The sequence below is a fragment of the Pantoea sp. alder81 genome (genome assembly GCF_020179835.1).
Taxonomy (GTDB): domain Bacteria; phylum Pseudomonadota; class Gammaproteobacteria; order Enterobacterales; family Enterobacteriaceae; genus Pantoea.
Genome location: NZ_JAIUDA010000011.1, coordinates 63,729 through 86,965, shown reverse-complemented (window position 1 = coordinate 86,965; position 23,237 = coordinate 63,729). Strand labels below are relative to the sequence as shown.

Genomic DNA, 23,237 nt, shown 5'->3' with positions numbered 1-23,237 from the left:
AGGAGTATCAACTATTTCGTTGTAACGAGGCTTTCAGTGCACGATCGACCATGACGGGTGCGAGACCGGTGTAGTTTCCTGGTTCAGTGAGAGCTTCAAGCTCTTTACGAGAGAGTTTTGTTGTGACGATTTCATTTGCCAGCAGCGCGTCCAGCAGTGAGAGATTCTGGTTGTATGCAACGCGACAGGCATCGTAGACCACATCATGTGCAATCTGACGGCCAAGATGTGGGGCGAGCCCCATCATGACGGCTTCAGACACAATTAATCCGCGTGTCATGTCCAGATTTTTACGCATATTATCTGGTTTTACCTCCAAACCATTCAGCATATATACCGCCTGTTCCAGCGCAGCGCTACTGAGCATGAAAGACTCGGGTATGGCGATCCATTCTGCCTGCCATGGACCAGTTGAACGCTCAAAGTCCTGAATCATGGCATCGAGCATAAGACCGGAATGCTGGCGAACGCTTTTGGCTGCGGCGTAGATGATCTCGCAGGATATGGGGTTTCGTTTTTGCGGCATGGTGCTGCTCGCGCCACGGCCCTTCACAAATGGTTCAAAGGCTTCACCCAGCTCACTTGTCATCATCATCATGATGTCCAGGGCAACCTTTCCGAGGGAACCGGTTACAAGGCCTAGGAAGTTCAGAGTTTCAGCGAATCCGTCACGTGAGACATGCCAGGTGGCCTGAGGCACGGCCAAGCCCAGTTCTTTCATCATTGCTTCTTGTACCGCGAGCCCCTCATTGCCCAGCGAAGCCAGAGTTCCTGCCGCACCGGCAAACTGACCTATTTCAACTCGCGGACGCAATTGATCGAGGCGCTCTGCATGGCGATCAAACATGCTAAGCCAGACGGCGCATTTGTAGCCAAAAGTAATGGGTAGAGCATGCTGAAGATGAGTGCGACCTGCCATCGGGGTATCACGGTGTTCGGCTGCCAGTTTTGCGAGTACCTTGCGTACGTTGTGTATGTCCTCTTCTACGATATTGAGTGCTGCCCGGATTTGAAGCACTACTGCAGTATCCATGATGTCCTGAGTGGTAGCTCCCCAGTGAACATATCGCCCGGCCTGACCGCAGATAACTGATAGCTGCTCAACAAGCGGAAGAATAGGGTAGCCCACGATTTCAGTCTGAAGCTGCATTTCTTCAAGATTCAGCGCTTCGTAATGGGCTTTGTCTGCAATTTCAGCTGCCGCGCTGGCCGGTATAACACCGCAGCTTGCTTCAGCTTTTGCAAGGGCTACTTCTGTTTCAATGTAACGCTCAATCAATGCCTTATCCGAAAAGACAGAACGCATTTTTTCCGTCGCAAACATGTTTCTGAATAGCAAAGAATCGTATACGGTGCTAGACATAGTTTCTCCTGATGTTATGTACGTACATAATGATTTGTACGTACATATTTAGAGCCCGTACACAATTCAGTCAAACTGAATCTTTATTGGAAAGTGAAAAACATGATCTCTGCTAGATATTTGCAGGTTGCAAAACAGTTGTTGAACGCGATTAACAGCGGTGTCTATCCAGCTGGTACTCTGCTTCCCACTGAACACGAGCTGTCTGACATATACCAGGTCAGTCGTCATACCATTCGGGCAGCCATCGCTCGATTACAGGAGCAGGGACTGGTTTCGAGGAAAAAGAAGGTCGGGACGCGAGTTGAATCCTCGTCTTTACATAAAGGTTACTCTCAGTCTTTGGCGTCAGTTTCAGACTTAGTACTTTTAGCCGAAACACAGCAGCGTGAAATTAAAGAAGTGGAATATTTCACTGCAGACATTGGTATGGCTGGCCGATTGCAGTTGATACCCGGTGGTAAATATATTCGGATTTCCAGCATCAGAATCGATAGTTCATCTCCTGACAAACCTATATGCTGGACGGATGTCTATATTCAGGAAGAGTATGAATCGGTAATTCCTCTGGCCAGAGATCGAAGGAATGAACTAATCGCTGCTATCATTGAAGCTGAGATGGGGTGCGAAATTTACACTATAGAACAAAGTGTAGAAGCCGTGTTGCTGACTGAAAAGCTTGCTGAAGAACTTAACGCTAGTGGTGATCAGCCCGCACTGCAGATCACTCGTGTATACAGTGAACGGAACGGGGAAGTTATGGCACTCTCTGTTACCGTTCACCCAAAAGACAGATTTACACTGACGACCCGTATGGTGAGAGAAAAACCTATTTCTCTTGATCAGCAGGTGCCACTTTGATCAAAATTCATCGTTCGCCTAAGTCTGGACCCAGGGTAGTTGTTGGGGGGCAGTTGGTCCTAAGCGCTGCGCGGATGAAACAACAATTATACCTAATTGTTCTCAGTATTTAACCGGCAACCAAGCCAGTGACCTAGCCCGGGAAGTTAACAGAGTTCTTTACTGGATTTATAACACAGCATTAGGGCTCTAATCTTTTTGGTGTTTGTGGCTCTAAAAGGTCTGAGGGTTAGATAAATCATTAAAATGGTATATTTATCAATATCTTAATTGGGATCGCAAAATCATTATTATGTTAAATGATGCTTTTTTTTGAGATCACTAGATTGTATCTCCCTGCCCACTAAGCTGATGCCTAAGCCTTCAGTCGGCTATCAAACCTAAACGGGATAACTTCTGCACGTTGAACAATTCTGTACAAATCTGGATGTTCGGGATTCAACAAGAAGTTATATTCCACCGGCGACAGCGCGCTCGGTACGCGTAACGCAATCGAACTTTGACTAAAACACCAAGCATCACCGTATGCGGCTAACTCTGGTGGTGCATCCTCGTCACCCCAGTGACGGGGTAATTCTGCCATATCGGCGTCATGTACTTGTTCATCAGGCACTTCTATACGCAGCAGCGTGAAATAATCCATGAGATGCGCCGCATGAAGATGCACCAAAGTCTCCAGCATGGTGAGCTATGAGGTTTCGGAGGCATAAACTATCTAGACCCCCACACTGTTCCATCGGCCTCCAGCCTCTTTTGCGCCGTAACCCGACCACGCCGTTGTCAAATACCTTGTCTTGGAACGTGATCAATCTGCGATTGAAGTAACGGGATGAGAAACCGCGCATGCTTATCGGGTCGCCATTGATGGCGACCGTGCAGGAATGAAACTATGTTAAATAATAGGGTTCATTAAATACTGACCCAGAATCATCCACCCTGCTAATTATCTTAACGGGGTCATCAATTAATAGTGTTTAAGGGAATTGATAATCCTCATAAAAATATTTCAGTTTTCCATTGATAAATGGTTGTGTACATCGATAAATTTAACTAAGTCCCGTTGCATCTTACTCCAAGGTCTTTCCAAAATTTTGTTACCATCAAATTTCAAACCAAAGTCAGTAAGTCTTTCTTTTAGTAAATCAATGTCTTTTTTGTTTTTCTCATATGATTTTTCACCCAGAATATGAGAGTTGTCAGTGAGTAGTTCTACTAATCTGTTTAAGTTTGCATAGCCAATGTTGGATTTGTATCTTTCCTCCAAGTCAAGATCAGTACATAGTTGATCACCGAAGTTAGAGGTTTTATCTAACACAACATCTCTGATAGGATTATCTAATATTATTCCGTGGCTGAATTTGAAAGTATAATGTTCGTCAAAATTATGGCTAAAAGGGTGAATGTGAGTATTAGTACTAAAATCCTTAACTCCCTTGTGTAAACTGTTGCAATATTTGCAGCTAGGGATATGATTATAAAATGAGAGAGCAAAATATGGATGTAAATTTTTGGGGTAAAAATGGTCTAAGTCGAAATGTAGTAATGGTTTTTTAGATGTTTTATCTAATCGCTGTAATATTTTTACTGGATATTCATTACAGTAGGGGCAGGTAACCTGCAGAAAATTCAAATCAATATAAAGTTTAGAGCAAAAAACAGAATCTCTATATTGTTTGTATTTAAATACGTCAGATAATAAAATATCCGAAAAAGGTTTTATTTTCTTTTTTTTATTTGGACTTTGGTAATCATCACACGCGAGGAATGACCTTAATTCAAGCTTGAGGTTTTCGAAATCTGCTGGTTGAGCAGTGATAATCTCTTTTAGCTTATCCTGTTTAGTAATATGCTCCATTAGGCTTACATGCCTTTTTGAAGCGGCTAAAGTATAGATTTTACTGTGTTTTTTAGTGTTTACTTTTTTCAGAAGTTTCTCAGCATCTTTAATAATAGAAGTCCGCTTTGCAGAATCGCTAAGATACACCCATAAAGACTCTGATTTTTCTTTAAGTAAATCATCAACCATCTTACCAGTTGAAATTAAATGCTTCTTAATGCTAATCATTTACCCCCCTATTTCAAACAGATTCTTTTCTTTATTAACTCGTTTAGATATATGGTGGGAAAGAATCTTATCCCCGATAATTAACAAAGATTCCTTCAGTGATAAATACTCGCGTTCGGTTATAACCGCTTTATCAAGAATTGAAATTATTTTATCCATGTAGTTTTTAGATATATTTCCAGTTTTTTGATTGTCTATCTCAAAGGTTTCCCTGTAGATATCAAAAATATTCGCCCCAAATGTTTGCAAACCATTTTCTGCATCAATAGTGTTATTTTTTCTTTTTATAAGGGTTGATAAACATTGAACAGGTAAATCACTTACTAAAATTGGTGAGTGAGTTGTGATGATAATATGAATTCTTCCATTAGATAGCTCTGATATAACCTTTGTTATTTTTTGGATGAATTCTAATTGCCACTTTGGGTGGAGGTAAAGGTCACCTTCATCTATGCAAATTAACTTGTCATCATTTTTTTGCTTTCTTACGGCATTCCAAATAGAGCTAAACATATTAAGATATGCTTTCTGTCCAGAGCTTAAGTAATCCCACTTGATATTAGAAGACGGCATTTTTAATATTAAATTAGATAACCTCTCAAAGTCATTTATGTCCTTTTTGTTAAAAGTCAGTTGAAATTGAAGTTGTATTTGTCTTGATTGGGACACATGTTTGAAATTGGCCTTTAGAAGCAGGTCATGGACGTCAGCTAAATCAATTAATATTTCGCAGTAATGTCTATCTTTATCTTTGAAGTTGGCAACATCACCGCTTGTAAGTACTACTATAAGTTCATGAATGACCTTGTTTAGATTAGGTAGTTGTTCGTTTGATATGTCAAAGTTTTCATTGAATACTTCTATCACTTTAGAATTAGAATACTCTATGTATTTATCATAGATTTGAGCTAAGTGAGTAAGCTGAATTAAAAGTATGGTTTTTGTCAAAAAATCTGATTTTCTTTGACGATAATAGAGATCTCTCATACATGTCAGTGGAGTTTCTAAATTCTTAATCTGATTGTTATTTATCCTATGCAAATATTCTTTTGATATCCTTGCGATCGCTATTTCTGGAGAGTCATATTCTAAAAGTGAAAATTCTTCAGAGTTTATAAATCTTAATTCCTCCGAGAAATCCTTTTCGAAAGAATGCTTGTATGAGAATCCTTTTTTTATGTATTTGTTATTGACTGAAACATCTTGAACATCAGAGCCTAACTCTAAATAGTTTTGGTCAAATACATTTGAGAAGAATATCACATCAAGGTTTTCGAAAGCTTTATCATTAGAACGACTATTAATTTCAAAGTCTGAGCTTATATCATAATTCCCATTTTTTGATCTCTTATAAAAGTAACTCCCATGGTGTTCATAAACAACTAAAAATTCATTGTTTATCTCATCATTTCCTTTGATGGATAAGCATATTAGCTCAAGTATTGTTGTTTTACCTGTACCATTTGAACCTAAAATTCCAGATATGTTAGCAAGATGATTTGTGTATATCCCATTTGGTATTTTGTTTTTTTCTTTTCGAGTTAATTTGTTGTTTTTTTTATCGTATGTATAGTGATGTTCGCTCGACAAATTTATTCCGAAATTATTTAATCCTTTGAATTTCTCTGTCCATAAAAAGCAAATTTTCACAACAACACCCCTTTTTATTAGTAAATATTATTTCGACAAAATGGTTTTTAGGATTAACGGTTGCTATGTAAGTAATGTTGATTTTTCAATGTTTCTGCAGGCTTACGGTACCAACCAGCTCTTTCAAGCAAAGCATCAACAGCAATGATGTGTGCTGTAATACGGACTGATAGAGGTCTGAGCAGCTTTCCATCATTATCAAAGCCTGAATCAAGGTCTGCCCTACGCAGATACACTTCTGGGACTGTTTCACTTAATTTAACCGCATGCTTCCCTTCCCACTCACTCTCATTTAAGACGCTATAATTGATGCCGGTGAGTTTTATAGCATGCATGATGTGCTGTAGTCGGTAAAGATCACTTTGATCCAACAGGTCACCACGGCTAGCCCGCCAAAGGTACTCAAGTTTACCGGGTAAGTCAGCCCGAAGCCCCTTTTCACGTCCTTCTTTCAAAAGCCATGTAATATCGCTGGCCAGTTCACGGCGGAACAGGCGTTTCTTCTCTGCTGTAGCTAGCCAACGGCAAAGGAACAGGTTTTCCTGTGCGGGGGAGCTAACTACGCCATCTCGACGAGCAATGCTCAGTGCCATGAGGCCACACCAGGCAAGATGATCGACGTAAAGGTTTAAAGAACTCATGTAAATTACCAGAAGTTTTAATATGGGTATGATTTAGCCTGCAACAATAACGGTATCCCGAAAGATTCATCAAATGAACAGGCCGGATTAAGTCTAGGTGCGACCAGAGCCCAATTTCAATGTTAACATGTTGGTTCTAAAGGATGTCAGGCGTAAGTTACCAATGTAATGCATTGTGCATTCAATTTTTTAAATCTTACAAGTGTACGTTATCGAATTGCGGGGAATTTTGTGGCAGAAGTAGAAAAATGGACTCCGTTTAATCACCCTGATGGAATTGTTCGCGATCTTTCTTTTCTCGATGCACACGAGGTGGTTTACGTGCATACGGCAGAGGGAAAGGAGGACATAACCTATCGATTCTGGGTGACCTATTCTTTCCACTGCTTCGCGAAGGATTATGATCATCAGACACCGGAAGAGACCGTTGCTCTCATGTATTCTGCTGGTGATAAGGGAAAGCGTCCTTTCTGCGACCAGCGTTACAATCTGGCCAGAAAGCATCTCCGGGGTATGATTGAGTCCCTGGACAAGTCTAGGGTCATCCATGCCGGTTACGGCAGTTATGCTGTGTTTGAGATGGATTTGGGAAATGGAGAAAAGCTCTATTACTACGTGGTGTTTAAGGCGTTCAGGGAAAAGAAAAAGTTGCGCCTGCACATTACCAGCGCTTACCCGGTAACCGAGCGGCCCGGCGGCGCGCCAGCCAACTTCTTCAGCATTGCCTTTGCACTAAGGGGAAACAGACCCCTGCCTGTTCCTCCTGGCCAGCGCAAAGGGCGCCTTCGCTAATTTTCACAGCCCAGAAGTAACAAAGCCCACCTTAAGGTGGGCTTCGCCAGCGTGACAGTAAATCATCACTCTGGTATTCAGAACGCCATTACCGGGCATGGCCTCGACCAGGGAGCATTGAAAATGCGCTGGTTGCGGGATGTCTGAATGAGAACATTCAGTCTGCTGCATCCAATAAGGAGCGAACCGTGAAGTGCGTTCCTTATGGGTGATATTAGATGAAGTTCGACGATCTCGTCAACCGACTTCCAACTTTGCCTCTGTGAGGCCGATATGACAGGGTTTGTGCTGACACTAAATTTTTGCCTGTACCGGCACCGATTTGATGGTATCCCATAAATGATTAAAACAGTTCACATCTATGGCATGGGGAGTTGCAATGCGCAGAGTCGCGAGGGTTTTGCGCGCGTTCTGATTGAGTGGGATAACCAAAAGATTCCGCTGACATTTCACTATCATGATACAACCTCAAAACGCAGCCTGATTGTGGGTCTGATTGATGGCGTTCTGCAGCTCGATGAGCCCTGCCACGTCGTGCTGGTCACATCATCACGACTTGCCCTGGAAAAAGCAGCTGTAGGTGAAGGACCAAATCGTGATCTTATTTACGAACTTTATAAAGTTCTGTCTGCGCGAGGTTGTACCTATTCGTTCGATTTCCGTGAAGGACAAGGCACAGCACTGAATAAATACATAATGGGCAAAAATCGCTAACTTCATACTTCTACGGCCAGCGCCGTTCTCCTCTGCGCAGCTCGTAGTCCTTATCAATCTTCATTTTTATTTAGAAAGGCGCTAAGCAAGCGATACAGCTATTCATTAAGTCTGTTATTTACAATTCAGATCGCCTTCCTGCCCGACTGCCGTTTGAGCAGCGGCCTTCTAGGCGCACTGAAGTCAGACGGTCGGAGACGAAAGAAAGAACCCGCAGCAAAAACCAACAGCAATGAAGAATCCAGTAGTTACAGCATCCATTATTACAGCCTTCACTGATCCGGCCCTTCGGGCCGGGCGTCGGCGGCTTTTCTAGGTCGAAATCGGGGCTGGTGCGGGGAAATGGGCGCGTTTTTGTTCGATGTAGAGTTCAGATGTAAATGGATGCAGCGAAGGTATGTATGGAGGGGCTGGATGGTGAGGTTAACTACTATCCTGAGTAAGAATTCAATGTATGCTGTAACTAATTGAGTGCTCGAGTTGGCATAATGTGCATTTCTTCTGAACATTTAGTATGGTCTGTAGATGAATAGTAAATGAGGTTTTTATGAGCTCATCAGCCTATAACCACGGAATCAAGGCGGCTTCAGTCTGGAAGCGTCTGTCAAACGTCTATAGTGATGCCGATTCTCGCTTTACTGCTTGGGCAGTGAGAAAAGGGATTCCGGTAGCGGTCGGGAAAACATTAGTCCCCTTCTCTGCTCTGCTACTTATGGCCTCAGCTCTGATAGCTGGGTTTGCTGTTGGTGCCGTGATTATCGCAGCTGCTGCATTCGTGTATATGGTTCGCTATATACAAATGAATCAAGCAACTTCTGCTGACCCCGATGAGTCCCCCTCAGCAAACGGACCAGATTTTAGAAATGGTCGCGACGGGTACGGTTATTATTACGGTGCAGATGATTCAATTTTTTCATCAACTGAATCTGTCAATAATGAAGAAGAGAACAAAGCCTGAGGACAGAACTGCCCCCAAGCTAATTGAATAATTACAGTTTCATAGCACCTTTCAGTTTACTCACAGCCTCTCCCCCGCTCTGCTCGACTTTCGCTGTGCCATTTCTGAATGCTCCATCCAGCGCCCCACCTATTCTGACACCTGCCCACGAAAGCGCCCCCATCCACACTGCCGGTAATATTAGAAACATTGTCGCCATGACGAAGTTCATGATCAGGTCATCCGAACTGTTCTGGAATCCGGCCATGTTGAAGCTGCTGTGTGTGTCAGAGCTGTAAAGCGCGGTCAGCAGCCAGCTGTCGAGCCAGCGGGCCAGCTCCCACCAGAATGTCAGGAAGTTCAGCGCAAACAGCACAAACGTCAGCGTTATGACGGTCTTAATCTCATAGGCGGAAAAAGCCAGAATCAGCGGCAGAATCACCACGACCGCCATCAGCAGCACGGCCTGGACCATGGGCAGCGCCTGACGCGTGGCATCGAAGGCCGGGAATGCGGCCAGACTGCCTAGTGCGGTGCCGCCGATCGCTGCTACGCGGGAAACAGAGTTATCCAGCGTGAAATCAGCGTTACCACCGTAGCCCGCATAAACGTGTCCGCCCTGCGACACGGTCAGGCTCTCCGGGCTGACCAGACGACGGATAATAGCTTCCTTATAGTCAGCAGTATTACCGCCGATCATGGTCATGGCAGCTGATAGACGAGTCCATAATCCCGGGTCAGCCTGATCGACGACGCGGGCCTGCAGTCCGGTCTCCGCCTTGCTCCACCATTCACTGCAGGTCGGATAGCCCCCCCGGCCCGTGTCCGGCCTTCCACTGTCGCGGCTTTCACTCCAGGGGAATTCCGCGCGGGGCATTTTCGACTGCAGGCTGCCGTAAAAGTTACTGAGAAAGGTTTGACTGCCGATCCACTCAATATCCCTCAGCGTGGCTTTGTCTTTCGTCTGCCCCTGATCCTGACGTTTCCACATATAGAGCGCGAGGGAATAACAGTCGTTGGTAAAGTCCTGCAACTCTTCTGCGAGGGCTTTATTGTTGATACGCGTGTGCTGAACTTCAAACCGGAGCTGACGCATGTCCGGACGGCAGGGGATAGTGGCAACGGAAGCCTGCGTGATCCCTTTTGCCAGATTGTGAACCAGATACCACCAAACCGGCGCAGCCGCTGTCTGATCGTTAATGCTCGATATGACCGGGGAGTAGCCCGTGTCATTAGGCGCTTTTGGCGTCCACGTACCACAGGTCTGAGCGCGTGAAGTGTCATATTTTATGGTGCTCAAATCAACATTCATCAGCGGCATACAGCAGGCAATCATGACCAGAAAGGAGGTGTAAATCGCATGCTCCATGCGGGGTATAGACAGCGCCCCCTTGTTCCCCTCATCTTCACCTTCTTCACGTACCTTCAGCCAGATGCCGATAAGACGGAAAGCGACCGGTACGGCAAACAGTCCTGTGGTGATAAGGATATTCCAGAGGCCGTTGTTAACAACCCAGCCGAGCAGCGTAAGAAAATATTCCAGATAGCTGTTAGTCAGCATCATGATGCTCCCGTGCCGCAGAGCAGCACCAGTTCACAGACAACGGCAAAAATGACGCTGACTGCCGCAATGCGGATCAGCGGCTGGCGGTGCTGAGGACCGAAGCCCGACGCACGGAAAATTTTTATAAACCCCCACGCCACCGCACCGTACACCGCCAGGCGCCATACCAGCCAGCCATACCGGGCGTGATCCATCCATTCCCGGAATGCAGTGGCCTGAGCCGGGTTTTTGACGGCTTTATCCGCAACAATGAGCCCGGCCAGCAGGATTGCCAGCAGAGTGCCGGCGGTACACAGCACGCGGAACAGCGCCGGGTGGCGGCGAAAAAATGAGGGGCGTTGCGCCCCGCGTTCAGTTTTCATCGGCAGCGCCCTCATCAGTTGCTTTCCGTTTCAGGAACGGCCAGACGGTTAACGCGGCTGTCGGTGCTGTCATCACTCTGCGTCTGAGGGTTGCTGTTAACGCGCCCGTTTTCACGGTCGATGATGGTGAGGACAGAGTTACGTGACAGCTCGCGCTTGAGCTCCATTTCATTTCGTAATGCCGTGATCTCGCGATCGATGGCCGCTACGCGCCGGTCTCCTTCCTCAATGGCGGCGTTTTGTGCCGCTGCATTGGGTTCAGACATCCCGGTAACAATCATGCGACGCATAATCAGCGCGGTTTCAACCGTGTCTGCCATTGCCAGTTCGCCGGCAAGGCGGGCGGTCAGGGCGGCGTTGTCAGGATCCCTCTGCAGTGCTCTGATGACGCCAGCGGTAATGGGGAGGCTGCCGGTTTTGAGTTTTGCCAGGTTTGTCGCGTTGGGCTGCTCGGTGCCGTTGACGAGTTTTACCAGCTGTTCCGTGTTCTCTTTAGTGGTCTCTTCCAGAATGGGGGCAAAGCCGGTGCCCGCCTGCGTCGCTCCGGGCTGCTGTTCGTCATCGCCACTGGTGCATTGTGAGGCATCGCTGCAGGTGCGCAGGGAGCTGTCCCCCACGACTTGAACCACGGCTTTAGCCGCTTCTTCGGCGCTGGCATACTTGCCGCAGGCCCCGCCGTTACAGCTGTTCGTGCTGACGGAGTCCGTGCTGAGCACCGGCAGGCTGTTCATCATGTTGAATCCGGCCGCCGTTAAATCATGCGTTGGCCGGATAGCCTGCTGTCCCTGACCGCCACGTTTCTGCCCGCCAATCCAGTTCTGTCCTGAATTACCCTGCAGCTTGTCCGCCGAATTGTTCACGCGGACAGCATCGGCGTCACCGCTGTTCACCAGCGAACGGTATTCATCCATGACCGCGCCCTGTGTCCATTTGTTGTTGCCGGCAAAATCCATCATGCGTTTCGACATGTTCTGGCAGTTGAGCTGGGCTTTATCAAAAGAGACGTTTGCCTGCAGCACGCCGTTGGTGAGCATGTCGTACAGGCCGGGATTGGCACGCTGAATAATCATGGCCGGCAGACTGGCGACGGCACCGGTGGCGTTCTGCACCACGTCGCCCATGAGGTTTTTAAAGCCGCTGGTGACCCCGTTGAGCTGATTGCCTACGGTCGTTTTCAGGTCAAAATTGCCGCACATCAGGTCGCTGCTCCAGCCAGCGTTCATGCCGAGCTTCCGCATGCTGCTGCGCGTTGCCGGCTGTGAGATCACAGAGCCGCCGCCGAGCGTGTAATAAAGCTTATCCGAGACCGCGCCGCTGACGTCTTTGCCATAGCCAATGGCGCTGTTATTAACAGAGGGAAGTGAAATACCGAATACGCCGGACGAGTCATCATCGGCCGCCTGTACGGATGTGACTGCTGCGCAGATGCACAGTGCAAGCGCGGCAGATTTAAATTTAACGGGTGACATGGTGCCTCTCAGAAATCAGTAGAATAGAGGAAGGTCTGGCCGCGTCGCTTGCAGCAGCTGTAGGGCTGCCAGAGTGCGTACGCTTCGTTGCCGTCCTGAGCGATGGGATAAGCGCCGTCCGGGAAAACGGCGCAGGAAGCAGAAAGTGTGGGAGACAGGCGCTGCCATTTATGATTGGCCGTGCCCGTGTTTTCTTTCACCTCTCCCGGCGGCCAGTACCCCGCCTTGTGCGTACCTTTCAGTACCTGATAAACGTGGGACTGGCCTGAACGGGTGATAATGTCGGCGACACGCTGCGCGACAACAGCTGATGCTTTGTCGTCATCGGTCTGGCTGACGAAGCCTGAGCGGGGATAAATATTCCCCCACATATTGGCGCTGGCCTGACTGCCCAGTTCGCGCTGACCGGTAACCAGCGCCTCCGGATAAAGGGACTCAGGCAATCCCGAACGCCAGACAAGTGAGTCCAGTGTGCTCAGAAAGTAGGGATTAAACGGCGTGGCCGCTGTGTCACACGAATAACCCGCGATGCTGCCGCCAATTACTGACGTTGCAGGGTGACCAATTGCATCTGCGTACTTAAATTTGATGTTGGACTTACGACGACCCGGATCTTTGATGTCGCCGGCATTACCGCCTCCAGCCGGCGCTCCGCTTGTCAGAGCGTTGTCTACCGTACCGGACGCACCGCTCATAAACGCCATTTCAGTCCAGGGATTTCCCCCCGGCCCGGTGTAGGTGGAGACCACCACCTCGGGGATGAAGTGCGTCACCTTCACTGAGGTTTTCACTGAACAGCCAAACGGCGTACACATCAGCCAGTAGCAGATGCCGCTGACGCGCCAGCTGATACAGTCCTGGGTAATGGCGCTGGCAATAATGGCGGCAGTATTAATGGCGGAAACCGTTGCAGGAGCCGCCGCAACGGCGAGTACGGCGGCAACACCGGCCGCATTCAGTTGTTTTTTGAGGGCGAAGTTCATCAATTGCCCCCGTGTTTGCGCAGCGTGACGGCACGGGCTACGTCGGCGGTGCCATAAACCACGTCCCGATCATCGAAAACGACGGCAGGATATTTATGCAGTCCGATTTCCCAGGCATGAACGACCTGCCGGTACGCCTGAGCAATCTGCGCCTGGTGGCCGGGCCATTGCGGCGACTGGATGATTTCGCGGGCCTGCTGAGCGGCCAGTTGGGAATTTGTCGGCAGTTTGCCGAAAATTGAATCCTGCAGGCGGTCGGGGCCATCAAGCCAGACAACCGATACATCGTCAGTCAGATTCTGAGGAGGGTGTTCAGCATTGGTATAAACAGCGGTGCCGGCCATCAGCTGAAACGGTATAAACAGAAAAAGTGATTGCAAAAGCCTGAGTCGCATAGCGGATCTCCGTCACGGTAACAGGCAGTCAGAGTGGCAGTGCGCGTTCAGGGATTCAGCCGTAAACTCTTTTTCGGAATTTAAAAATTTCTGATGTAGGACTGCTAGTTAAAATGTTCAGATATAATCTGACATATCCCCAAGGTTAGTCTCATCGCTGTGATGTACGGGTTAACCTGGAAGCTGTCACTATCAAGCCGATGACAGACATAAAATACTGCCTTAGCGACGTTCGAGAGGCCCTGCGGAACATAAGGTTTCTGACTACCTGAGATGGAAAACTGAGGATTCGAAATGCCCGGGAAATTAAAAATAATTATTCTGATGATGTGTTCGTTTTACATATCCACTTCCTGTGCTAATGAGAATAACTGGGTGAGAGATTCAGTTTACAAATGCGAAGGCGACTATACAGTTTCTTTTCATCAAACGGACCATGTTAATAAGGTTGCTTTATTAAAAAATGACATAATAATATCCAGCCTTTCTGATCCACATCAGGACAATATCGTCAGTCTTGATGGCATTTCCATTACAAGCACTGACCTTAATGATACATCAGGGTACAAAGAAATGACCGAGGAGCAGAGGTTAAAAAAATATATCGAAAACAAATCATATTCTTTTATATTTGAAAATCCACTTTTAGGAAAGAATAAGAACAACCCAAGAACTGGGCTTGTCATCTCGAAGCTCGGAAACTACGAACTCTTAAGTTGCAATGCAAAGAAATGAACCATTCATCAATCAAGGGCCTTTCTGTCTCCTAACACAATGATTTTTAGATGTAAACTGTAAAATTGATGTCGAGAAGGTTATTTATAATCGAATAATAATCCGGTCATATCTTGTAAAAATCGACAAAGATCATCGCCAGCATTCTCAATAGAATGAAAACTTTTAGAGTCAACACATTTGGATATACTTTCATTAAGTAGGGAGGCGAATGGAGGTGTAGGGTCTTGCCCGGTAAGACTTCTGAATCTAATAGCATCTACTCGCCAGCGATACATTGATCCATATCGTTGCACGCCCCTGATACCCGTGCGGGTATTTTTCACCGTTTTAATAGAAATTGGCATACTTAGTTACCTTAGTTACATGTAATTGAGGTTGAGTTGCTCTTAAATTTCAGGTTACCGAGCCTTTATCATTAGCTAGTTAGCTAAAAACCGGCTCATAGAGCCGGGAATACATTATCTTATATCAGTCTATGAACAGTTCATTAACCCACAGGGTCAAAAAAATCATGTCTGCAGCGTCAGGTACGTTTACATACCAGCGCGGAGAGTCGAACTCATGGTCAAGGGGGAGTCCGGCGCGTCCTTCCTGCGTCAGCAGAATGTCAGCACGTTTACCCCTGTTGTCCTCAAGATGCACTGAAACACAATTGCTCTTACCGATACGATGCGGGTTACAGGTAATCGTGACCGGTGGCTGCAGCCGTGACCTCAGCGCATTTTCCAGTGCTGCCAGACGCTCAGATGTCGTGGCTGTCATCGCAGGTTCACTCTGCGGATGCAGACTGAACATGACCGGGGTAGGCGTTTCATCCGGCGCAGGCCGCTGGGTCACAGGTCGCGCATACTTGAGCTTAATCATGCGGTCAGCATCTCTCTCTCATCATTATTTTCGGGCATCCCAGTCGCGTCAGCCGTCATCAGTCCACGCAGACGATCCAGTTTTTTCGCGACAAGAATCGCAGCATCCAGCTCAGGACAGTTATGTTTACGCATCAGCGCTTTGCGTTCGGCCTTCTCTTCTTTCTCCGTCATCCCGAGTGCGAGGTAAAGGCTGGGCGGCACGGCACGGAACAGCGCTTCAATTTTTTTCGAGAGCACAACCCCTTCGGTGTAGCACCGTGAGAGTTTGCTGGCGGAAAGCAGTACGGCTTTTTGCTCCTCTGAAAGCGTCCGGAAACGGGCAATATCATCCACCTCTTTTTTCGGCATCGTCAGGCAAATCCACCATTCCGCCATGTTCAGCATCTTGCCAGCAGCGTTCGGGTAATCCTCAAGGTTCTGCGTGGCAAGCCAGAGCCAAGCACCCAGTTTACGCCACATTTTGACCACTTTAGTCATATATGGCGCGAGAAGTGGGTTAACCGTAACAACGTGCGCCTCATCCACGGTAAAAACAATATCGCGTTCAAGATACTGATCCCGCTCGGCGATGTTATTGATGGTGTTCGTCAGCGACACCATAGTAAGCGCCATCTGCGCCTCGTATCCCTCGCGGGCAAGGTGCGCCAGGTCAATCAGCGTCACGTCAGCCTCCGGCCAGAGAGAACCTTCCTGGTTGAACAGTTCAGCTTCAAAGCTGCCCTGCTGCGTAAACATACCCAGCGACTCGGCCATTTCAGCTGCTTTTGCCCGGCGGGATTCGTTACGCACCTGTCCGCTTTGGTTCTCAGACTCCACTGAGATGGTGTTGAGCGCATTCTGCAGATCACCCGGCAGCATCTGCCGACCATCGTCCAGGGTTTTGCGTGCGGCCATGATCAGCGCTTCGCGGATCATGGCGCGGTCGGCACGTTTCAGCGCGGCATCTTCCTTTGGGTCACCGCCGGTGATCATCATTCGGGCAGAAATTTCCATTTCGCCCAGAATGTCACGCTTGCCGTTTTCATCATCTTCCGGGTCGTCTTCAATATCCGGCAGATCGCTCTCATTAATCGCCGGCGCGGGCGCGTCGCTGTCAAACAGCTTATGCGCGTCAGCAAAAGGCGGCAGTGATACACCGCTGCCGGGTTTGACGCTGACCTTATTGACTGTCAGGCCCAGGCTCTCGAAGTAGTCGGCGGTCAGCCCGAAGCTGTTACCGGCTTCCGCGATAAACAGGCGCGGGCGGTGAACCGCCATCAGCTGACATAGCATTGAACAGAGCGTGGCTGATTTACCTGCACCCGTAGGTCCGAACAGCAGCATGTGTGCATTCTGAGAGCGGTCGTCTTTGTTCAGTGGATCAAAGTCCAGCACGTCGCCGCCACGGTTGAAAAAGCTGAATCCGGGATTGCCGGTACCCGTCTCGCGGCCGGTGACGGGCAGGAGTCCGGCAATATGCTGGACCCACGTCAGCCGGGTATACCAGTTTTTCTTATCGTGCTGCGGGTTAAAGCACATCGGCAACGCCCGCAGCCAGGTGTTCAGCGGACAGGTATCATGCTCCGCGCGAACCGGCTGCAGCCCTTCGTTCAGCAGTACGGTGCTGAGCTCAATACGCTTATGGTTCATTTCGGGCATATCTTTTGCCCGCAGAAAGAAGGTGATGGCCGCGCGATACAGTTTGTGGCGGTTACCCAGCAGCTCTTTAACTGCTGCGACGTCCTGCCGGACGCGGCCGGACTCAGTATTTTCACCGATGGCGTTTTTTGCCAGGCGGTTAAACTTCTCCTCCAACGTATCCTGCGGCTCAGCAACAACCGTCATGCACAGCATGGTGCCTTCAGGAAACGTATCCATCAGGGCATTAATTTTCTTTTCTCCGCGAATCTTTTCGCCGGTGAGCGTGCCGGGCTCAGGCGGCTTACGCAGGCGCTCAACGGAAATGGCGGAGTGCGCAATGTTGTCCAGCCACCACACGCCGTTTTCAACGTCAGAACGCGGAGGCGTGAACAGCAGGGTTTCTGCAAAGTCATTCTCCGTCGGGATCATGCCTGCAGACGTGTCACGGCTGTCGTGATAGGCGGCTGCACGGTAAAAGGCTTCTTTGTCCATGCCTTCAGGTGCCGGATTGAACATCCTCAGCAGCCAGGAATGTACCTGCAGGCCATTCTGACGGGTGCAGACGATGTTCACGCTGGAGAACGCGCTACAGAGCCGGTCGCACGCCTGATTCAGCATGCCGATGGGTGACATTAAATCACCGCTGTTTTTGGTCGCCCAGCGGTATATCACCATGCGCGTGAGTCGCTGCTGACCGCGCCACGGCTGGCCGGTGATCAGCTTGTCTTCAAACAACCCTTCAGGGCGGGCGATGCCGCGCAGGTGCTGTTCTGTTTCTTTAAGCCAGGCTTCCGTAAATTCACTGTCCTGCGCGTGCGGTTTGACGTAACCGCGCAGACGGTCAAGGCAGGCATCAACGTTATTTTCATCCTGGCAGAAGAACTGAACAATCCAGGGGTTGTTCGCCAGGTCGTCAAAGCTGTCCTGCAGCGCATCTTCCACCACGTCGCGGATCTGCTCCAGGCGATCATCCGGACGGCCTTCGGTTGCCGCCGGTGTCACTTCATACACGGCACCCACGGATATCCCGTCATCGAGCAGCAGACACTGCTCTTCATCCAGAAACTCTGCCCACGGCAGATAGTCCACGATGGACGGATTGTGCGCGTAAACGCGCTTTTCATCAGACTGAGACATCTTACCCGGGCGCGTAACCGGCTCCGGGCCGGTCTGCTCAGCGACGTCCGACAGATGAGCGGGCTTACTGGCTAATTTCCCTTTAAAGAGTCCAAACATTACAGGGCCTCCGTACGTTCACCTGGCATGGCGTACTGCGTCTGATCATAGAATGGGAAAACGGTGCTGTAACCCGGCACGGGAGTAATACCCTGTGCCAGATGCGGAAACACGTACATCACCATGTCAGGGTTAGGCAGGCGCGGAAACTGCTGACTGATTTCCGATTCCTGCGTGCGGCTGTAGCTCCGGTCGTCGCTGAGCGCAGCCTGCTGCTCGCTGTCCGAAAGCCCACGGCGCAGCGTACTGCGGGCTTCACTGCCGCGTGTCGCTCCCGATTCACCGTCGGTGCCTTTCCACAGCTCCAGCATATTGCTGTTGCCAGGCGGCAGCATTTCATCTTTGTTCGTGGAACAGCCGGCAAGCAGGCTTGCGGCAATCATCAATAAAACCCCAAATTTTGCAGTCATACTCATGGTCATTCTCCTCAGTCCAGTTCGCCGGTGCTGCCGTCTTCGCCTGGCAGGGTAAAGTCATATCGCACGCGACGGCCTTTATCTTCGTAGTCGATCGCCAGCTCGCGGGTAATGTGTACGGCCAGTCTCGCCCCCGGCTGCACGTAAATCGCGTCAAACGTCTGGCCGTAACGCTGTTTGACCCACTCGGTGATTTCATCAGAGCTGCCTGAAATCGCCTTGCCCAGCACGGCTTGCCCGGCGTCGCCGGTCAGCGTCGAGGTCACGCCGCCGTAGGCGTTTGTCTGGCTTGTCGTCTGATTCTGACCGATGGCGTCACCCGCCGCGCCGGCTGCACCCAGCAGCCCGATCGTTGGCAGATAGCTTGAGGCATTCGATTTACGCGTGCCGGAGATGCAGGGGATCCCGTTTTCATCTGAAATCCAGCCGATGCCGCCGCTGGTGCCGGTCTCTTTCCCGCCATTCTGATTGCTGTTATTGCCGCCTTTGCCGCTGCGGTCCGGTTTCGGCAGAGTACGAACCGTGCCATCGGTGAACACAAACGTGACGCTATTGACCTGACCGCGCACGCAGGACAGGGTCCAGTCACCGGAGACGGTGCCGGAGACGATTGCCCCCTCCACGTCTGGCAGCTCAATGCCGTTGGTCGTCAGATTGTCTTTGCCAATCAGCACCTTGAAAGGATACGGGTCGGTGACGGTGCCATTGATCGGCACGCGGCCGAGCAGCGCCGTCATCGCACGACTGCCGATGAGCGTGGAGTTTTCAGGCAGCGTATAAACCGGTTCGGCCTCGTCTTCAGCGCCTTTTTCAGCCGTCGAGCCCTTGACCTGCTGCTCGTAGCTGGCTTTCTGTTTTGTCAAGGCGTTTTCGCTGAGAAAGGACGTCGGGAATCGGGACTCGCCGGCGCTGTTTCCGGCACTGCCGCTGTTTTGTGCTGAAGAGGGGGCGGGGCTGTCCTGAGGCGTAACCCACATCAGGCCATCGCTGCCGGAGGCCGGGGCACTTCCGCCGCCGGCCCCCATGCCGTCGAGACCGAGCCCCAGCGGAATATCGCCGTCCTGGCCTTTTGCCTTGTCGGCAAGACCTTTGCCGGTATTCTGCAGTTTATTTGTCAGCTCGTTGAGTTTTGACGTCAGGACGTTCTGCTGCTGACGCATCTGGTTCTCACGCTCGTGGTAATTTTTTTCCACGCCCTGCACGGCTTCATTTAACTGACCGGACACGTTGGTATTGCGCTCGCGCAGCTTTTCATTTTCGTCCAGCAGCCTTGCATTCTGCTTGTTGAGTGAATCCTGCTGCTGACGGACGGCGTTAAGCGAGCCAACGATGGTTTTAAGCGTATCTTGTGGGGTGTCGCCCTCGATACCGAGCGCCTTGAGTTCCTGTGGTGACAGGTTTTTCAGCGCGTCGTCGGTCTGGGCATGGGCTGACTGCGCAGTGGGCTCCTGCGGCTTACTGTTATAGCTTTTCAGGGCAATAAAGCCGCCACCGACCAGAATGGCCGGCACCAGCACTTTGACCAGCCCGTTTGACTTAATTTTCATAACGGATCACCTTCTGAGCCGGGCGGGAAGCGGCCTTGCGGACTGTGGACGGCTCACGCACAAAAGCGTCATCAGGACGGCCTGACGTGACGAGGTAGACCGTGGTGGTATCTTCAGGCGTACCGGCTGCACCCAGCCAGCGATGCTGAAAAGTGGCCGTGTCAAACTGGCCCTGCAGCTCACGTGGATCGAGTATCACTTTCTGTGAAGAACTGTTGCGGATCCGGAGAGCAACAACGGTGCGACCTGCTACGCCCCAGCCGGCAACCGGTGACACGGTCACGGGGGCTGAGGGGTACAGCGTGGTAATGCGTGACGGCAGGTGCGGATTAACGGGGTGTATTCCCGGCACGGCTTCAACGGTGCGTACCGGGGCATAGAGGTTCTGGGCTGCATAGCGTGTCAGCAGGACCGGAATGGGAGCCTTATAGCTGACTTTTTTTCGTTTCGTCTGCGGAGTGCTGCGCTCTCGGCCGGATTTCTCACCCGTATTGCCGACTGCACTGCTGACTGTGCTGACGTCACCGCTGTAAATGATTTTAACCGGCTCGGCAGACGCTGCAGCGGTCGTGCGCACGTCGAGCAGGATCACTTCACCGCTCTCCATGTCCTGCAGCTGCAGGCGGGTCTGCGGAAAATCACTGTCGGCTTTGAGATACACCGCGCCGCCGGTGCTCTGCACGCGCAGCTTGCCGTTCAGCGCGGGGGGAAACCCGACGCGCACGTTTTTATCAACGAATATCACGCGCTCCTGACCGGTTTTCAGCGGAATCTGTAACGGCACGCGTTCCCATTTCATCAGTTCGTCGGCCTGTGCCGGCGAGGCGAGCATTGCGACCGCCAGCAGCAGTGAAAGTGACAGCGCGACGAGGCAGGCGCGAGTGCTGAGGGTAAATGATGGCGTCATCAAAACATCCCCTTATTATTCTGTTTTGGTTCTTCAGGCGCGGCAGACAGGCGTTGCGGAATACCGTCATAGCAGTCCAGCGCCATGCCAAACGGGTTCGTTTCAGAGTCACCGTCCCAGCGCACGACTTTCAGGGGATAACGCACCATGGCGCGTTTTACCGGTTCTGTGAGGTAATATTCATCAGCAACAAGATCGAGTTTCACGGTCCAGTTATCGCGGTCGATAACCTCCACGCTGTCAGCGGAATAGCCGCGACCGGGAATTTCGTACACCACGCGGACACGATCGGTGAGCTCATTTTTTTCACCGCGTACCTTTGCGTCCTCCTCTAGAAACGCTTTGCACTGCGGCGTCAGATAAGCTGAAAGCGACTGAATGCGGGCGGGATAATCCGCCTTACCGTTCTTAGGCCAGGCGTTGAGCTGCTGGAAGATGTAATACGCGAAGCCATAAACGGTTGGCGGCGGGATCTCCCACCACGGGCGCGTGCTCCCTTTGCGCAGGTCTGGCGGGTTATGGATAGTCAGCTTTTCAGGCGCTCTCATCCAGCCGCCCATTGCGGTCACCAGTAAGAGCAGCAACACGACGCACGCCGCCCGCAGGGTGAAAATATGCTGATCGCGGCCCTTAACCGCGTGGCGAAAACGACTCATTTGCTACTCCTGAGTTTTTTGCTGCGTTGCAGGGACCAGCCCCGCGAGTGAATGATTAAACTGATATCGCCCAGCCCCATGCGGCATTTTTTCAGTTCAAATTGCTGCCAGAGATAGTTTTCCGGTTTTCCCCTTTTTTTGCTGGCGAGCCATTTACCGCCAAAAGCAATAAAAACGAGGGGAAAGAGCAGCGTGCCGGTTGGAATAGCAAGCCAGCCAAACAGGAAGGCGAAGGGCAGTGAAAGGACAAAGCCGGATAGCACGCCAGTCAGCGCCGCCAGACCTAACTCGGGGGTATTAAACCCCCGAAATACGACTGGCTCAGCGTTCAGGCGATCCGGTAAGAATTTAATGGTCGCCATCGGGATATCAGCCTTACGCGATGACTTCTGCGGACTTGCCCAGCAGCCAGATAACCGCAACCAGCATCACCACACCGACGACAACAATGGAGCCGAATTTAGTCCAGGAAGCGCGGTCATTACGCACCTCACCGAAGGTAACAAGGCCTGCTTCTGCCACCTTAAAGAATGCAAATCCACATAACACAAGACCGCCCAGAACCAGCCCGTCCTGTACGTGGCCGCTGAGCGTGCCCATCAGGCCCGTGCCCGTGCCGCTGGAGGTAGGACCTTCCACGGTCGGCAGGTCGGCTAAAGCCGGTTTGGCGGCCACGGCACTTAACATGCCTGCCGTCAGGATACTCGCCCAGGCTGATTTGGCTTTAGCGGTTACGCGGGTTACTGCAGATACAAATTTAGACATGATTTCACCTGTAAATAGAGTGGGTTAAGGGTTAACTGCAAAACATCCAGATACTGACGACTAACAACAAAACTGAGCGGACAATGGCTCTGCCCATGGCACCTTCCTTCAGCCGCTGACTGGTCCAGCCTGAGTAAACGTCAACGATTGCCCATGCTGCCCAGAAGAAAAGAAAGCCAACCAGCAGCCCGAGACAGAGCAGGTGCATCAGGTTCGGTTCAATATTTCCCGAAGACGCTTTAAAGGCGGCTTCCTGTGCAGCGGTCATCGCCATCAGGGGCGCTCCCGGCGGTAATTTCCCGCCACACCTGATAAATCACGCGGCTGAGCACGCGTGGGTTCCAGATAACGGTCAATGCCGGCACTGATCGTTTTCAGGTCGCTGTTTGCCCGCTGGTAATCGAAGAAATAGCGGCCACGCTCCGATGGGTCAGCCTGTGCTGCGGCAACCCGCGCCCGTTCCAGAGAAGCCTGCACCTGGACGATCATCCGCTGTGCAGACGCCAGTTCGTCTTTCTCAGATGCAGATGCCGGAGAGGACGCGAGTGTGATCAGGCCCAGCACACCGCCGCAAAACAGAAGTCGTGTTGCCGGACAGAGAGATTTCATATGCACCTCCAGTGGTGGTTGAGTGCGGTAAGCATGCGAAATCCCGGCGTTCGGTTCAGCCGTTAACTCTTTTTGGGAAAA

The 23,237-nt window shown here is 50.4% G+C and carries 25 protein-coding genes and 1 pseudogene; 5 read left to right on the top strand and 21 right to left on the bottom strand.

Annotated features, from left to right (window positions below):
* Positions 1–7: 7 nt before the first annotated feature.
* Positions 8–1,363, bottom strand: coding sequence for an adenylosuccinate lyase family protein (locus tag LBW88_RS23525; protein ID WP_224934768.1), 1,356 nt, complete (start codon positions 1,361–1,363; stop codon positions 8–10).
* Positions 1,364–1,465: 102 nt separating this feature from the next.
* Here LBW88_RS23525 and LBW88_RS23520 point away from each other — a divergent pair, with 102 nt between their 5' ends.
* Positions 1,466–2,224, top strand: a complete 759-nt coding sequence (locus tag LBW88_RS23520; protein WP_224934931.1) for a GntR family transcriptional regulator — start codon at positions 1,466–1,468, stop codon at positions 2,222–2,224.
* Between the two features lie 355 nt (positions 2,225–2,579).
* Here LBW88_RS23520 and LBW88_RS23515 read toward each other — a convergent pair.
* The 4 genes and pseudogenes from LBW88_RS23515 to LBW88_RS23500 form a co-directional block, all read right to left on the bottom strand.
* Positions 2,580–2,939 (bottom strand): annotated as a pseudogene (locus tag LBW88_RS23515) (RES family NAD+ phosphorylase).
* A 291-nt stretch (positions 2,940–3,230) separates the two neighbouring features.
* Entirely contained in the window at positions 3,231–4,289 is a 1,059-nt protein-coding gene (locus LBW88_RS23510) for a hypothetical protein (RefSeq protein WP_224934770.1), read from the bottom strand.
* On the bottom strand, positions 4,290–5,939 hold the full coding sequence (locus LBW88_RS23505; protein ID WP_224934772.1) for an AAA family ATPase: 1,650 nt from the start codon (positions 5,937–5,939) through the stop codon (positions 4,290–4,292).
* A gap of 53 nt (positions 5,940–5,992) precedes the next feature.
* Positions 5,993–6,580, bottom strand: coding sequence for a DUF2913 family protein (locus tag LBW88_RS23500; RefSeq protein WP_224934774.1), 588 nt, complete (start codon positions 6,578–6,580; stop codon positions 5,993–5,995).
* 231 nt (positions 6,581–6,811) lie between these two features.
* On the opposite strand from LBW88_RS23500, the gene LBW88_RS23495 reads away from it, so the two are divergent.
* The 3 genes from LBW88_RS23495 (at position 6,812) to LBW88_RS23485 (ending at position 9,044) form a co-directional block, all read left to right on the top strand.
* The gene (locus LBW88_RS23495; RefSeq protein ID WP_224934776.1) at positions 6,812–7,372 is read left to right on the top strand and encodes a stationary phase growth adaptation protein; all 561 of its coding nucleotides are present in this window, start codon (positions 6,812–6,814) and stop codon (positions 7,370–7,372) included.
* Between the two features lie 339 nt (positions 7,373–7,711).
* Complete coding sequence (locus LBW88_RS23490) at positions 7,712–8,086, top strand: hypothetical protein (protein WP_224934778.1); 375 nt, start codon at positions 7,712–7,714, stop codon at positions 8,084–8,086.
* Positions 8,087–8,633: 547 nt separating this feature from the next.
* The gene (locus LBW88_RS23485; RefSeq protein WP_224934780.1) at positions 8,634–9,044 is read left to right on the top strand and encodes a DUF3742 family protein; all 411 of its coding nucleotides are present in this window, start codon (positions 8,634–8,636) and stop codon (positions 9,042–9,044) included.
* Positions 9,045–9,075: 31 nt separating this feature from the next.
* Here the strand turns inward: LBW88_RS23485 and LBW88_RS23480 are convergent, their stop codons facing one another.
* Genes LBW88_RS23480 through LBW88_RS23460 form a run of 5 tightly spaced genes read right to left on the bottom strand, consistent with a single transcriptional unit; the run spans position 9,076 to position 13,796 of the window.
* Positions 9,076–10,584: a conjugal transfer protein TraG N-terminal domain-containing protein gene (locus LBW88_RS23480; protein WP_224934933.1), complete on the bottom strand. Its 1,509-nt coding sequence runs from the start codon at positions 10,582–10,584 to the stop codon at positions 9,076–9,078.
* Positions 10,584–10,949, bottom strand: coding sequence for a hypothetical protein (locus tag LBW88_RS23475; RefSeq protein ID WP_224934782.1), 366 nt, complete (start codon positions 10,947–10,949; stop codon positions 10,584–10,586). The genes LBW88_RS23480 and LBW88_RS23475 overlap by 1 nt, the downstream gene beginning before the upstream one ends.
* A gap of 14 nt (positions 10,950–10,963) precedes the next feature.
* Positions 10,964–12,418 (bottom strand): integrating conjugative element protein, encoded by a 1,455-nt coding sequence (locus LBW88_RS23470; protein ID WP_224934784.1) that lies wholly within the window; start codon positions 12,416–12,418, stop codon positions 10,964–10,966.
* Between the two features lie 8 nt (positions 12,419–12,426).
* Positions 12,427–13,401, bottom strand: coding sequence for a TIGR03756 family integrating conjugative element protein (locus LBW88_RS23465; RefSeq protein ID WP_224934786.1), 975 nt, complete (start codon positions 13,399–13,401; stop codon positions 12,427–12,429).
* Positions 13,401–13,796, bottom strand: a complete 396-nt coding sequence (locus LBW88_RS23460; RefSeq protein WP_224934788.1) for a TIGR03757 family integrating conjugative element protein — start codon at positions 13,794–13,796, stop codon at positions 13,401–13,403. Before LBW88_RS23460 ends, LBW88_RS23465 begins: the two co-directional genes overlap by 1 nt.
* Before the next feature lie 294 nt (positions 13,797–14,090).
* Here LBW88_RS23460 and LBW88_RS23455 point away from each other — a divergent pair, with 294 nt between their 5' ends.
* On the top strand, positions 14,091–14,531 hold the full coding sequence (locus LBW88_RS23455; RefSeq protein WP_224934789.1) for a hypothetical protein: 441 nt from the start codon (positions 14,091–14,093) through the stop codon (positions 14,529–14,531).
* Positions 14,532–14,611: 80 nt separating this feature from the next.
* Here the strand turns inward: LBW88_RS23455 and LBW88_RS23450 are convergent, their stop codons facing one another.
* The 11 genes from LBW88_RS23450 to LBW88_RS23400 all read right to left on the bottom strand — a co-directional run bounded on the left by LBW88_RS23450 (position 14,612) and on the right by LBW88_RS23400 (position 23,156).
* Complete coding sequence (locus tag LBW88_RS23450) at positions 14,612–14,878, bottom strand: hypothetical protein (RefSeq protein ID WP_224934791.1); 267 nt, start codon at positions 14,876–14,878, stop codon at positions 14,612–14,614.
* Between the two features lie 124 nt (positions 14,879–15,002).
* Positions 15,003–15,398 (bottom strand): hypothetical protein, encoded by a 396-nt coding sequence (locus LBW88_RS23445; RefSeq protein ID WP_224934793.1) that lies wholly within the window; start codon positions 15,396–15,398, stop codon positions 15,003–15,005.
* Entirely contained in the window at positions 15,395–18,256 is a 2,862-nt protein-coding gene (locus LBW88_RS23440) for a conjugative transfer ATPase (protein WP_224934795.1), read from the bottom strand. Before LBW88_RS23440 ends, LBW88_RS23445 begins: the two co-directional genes overlap by 4 nt.
* A complete protein-coding gene (locus LBW88_RS23435; RefSeq protein WP_224934797.1) occupies positions 18,256–18,672 on the bottom strand; it encodes a TIGR03751 family conjugal transfer lipoprotein in 417 nt (138 codons plus the stop codon). The genes LBW88_RS23440 and LBW88_RS23435 overlap by 1 nt, the downstream gene beginning before the upstream one ends.
* An 11-nt stretch (positions 18,673–18,683) precedes the next feature.
* Entirely contained in the window at positions 18,684–20,219 is a 1,536-nt protein-coding gene (locus LBW88_RS23430) for a TIGR03752 family integrating conjugative element protein (RefSeq protein ID WP_224934799.1), read from the bottom strand.
* Positions 20,209–21,126 (bottom strand): TIGR03749 family integrating conjugative element protein, encoded by a 918-nt coding sequence (locus tag LBW88_RS23425; protein WP_224934801.1) that lies wholly within the window; start codon positions 21,124–21,126, stop codon positions 20,209–20,211. The genes LBW88_RS23430 and LBW88_RS23425 overlap by 11 nt, the downstream gene beginning before the upstream one ends.
* Positions 21,126–21,782: a PFL_4703 family integrating conjugative element protein gene (locus tag LBW88_RS23420; RefSeq protein WP_224934803.1), complete on the bottom strand. Its 657-nt coding sequence runs from the start codon at positions 21,780–21,782 to the stop codon at positions 21,126–21,128. The genes LBW88_RS23425 and LBW88_RS23420 overlap by 1 nt, the downstream gene beginning before the upstream one ends.
* Complete coding sequence (locus tag LBW88_RS23415; protein WP_224934805.1) at positions 21,779–22,144, bottom strand: TIGR03750 family conjugal transfer protein; 366 nt, start codon at positions 22,142–22,144, stop codon at positions 21,779–21,781. The genes LBW88_RS23420 and LBW88_RS23415 overlap by 4 nt, the downstream gene beginning before the upstream one ends.
* Before the next feature lie 13 nt (positions 22,145–22,157).
* On the bottom strand, positions 22,158–22,547 hold the full coding sequence (locus LBW88_RS23410) for a TIGR03745 family integrating conjugative element membrane protein (RefSeq protein ID WP_224934807.1): 390 nt from the start codon (positions 22,545–22,547) through the stop codon (positions 22,158–22,160).
* Between the two features lie 31 nt (positions 22,548–22,578).
* On the bottom strand, positions 22,579–22,821 hold the full coding sequence (locus tag LBW88_RS23405) for a TIGR03758 family integrating conjugative element protein (RefSeq protein ID WP_224934809.1): 243 nt from the start codon (positions 22,819–22,821) through the stop codon (positions 22,579–22,581).
* Entirely contained in the window at positions 22,821–23,156 is a 336-nt protein-coding gene (locus LBW88_RS23400; protein WP_224934811.1) for an RAQPRD family integrative conjugative element protein, read from the bottom strand. Before LBW88_RS23400 ends, LBW88_RS23405 begins: the two co-directional genes overlap by 1 nt.
* Between the last annotated feature and the right edge of the window lie 81 nt (positions 23,157–23,237).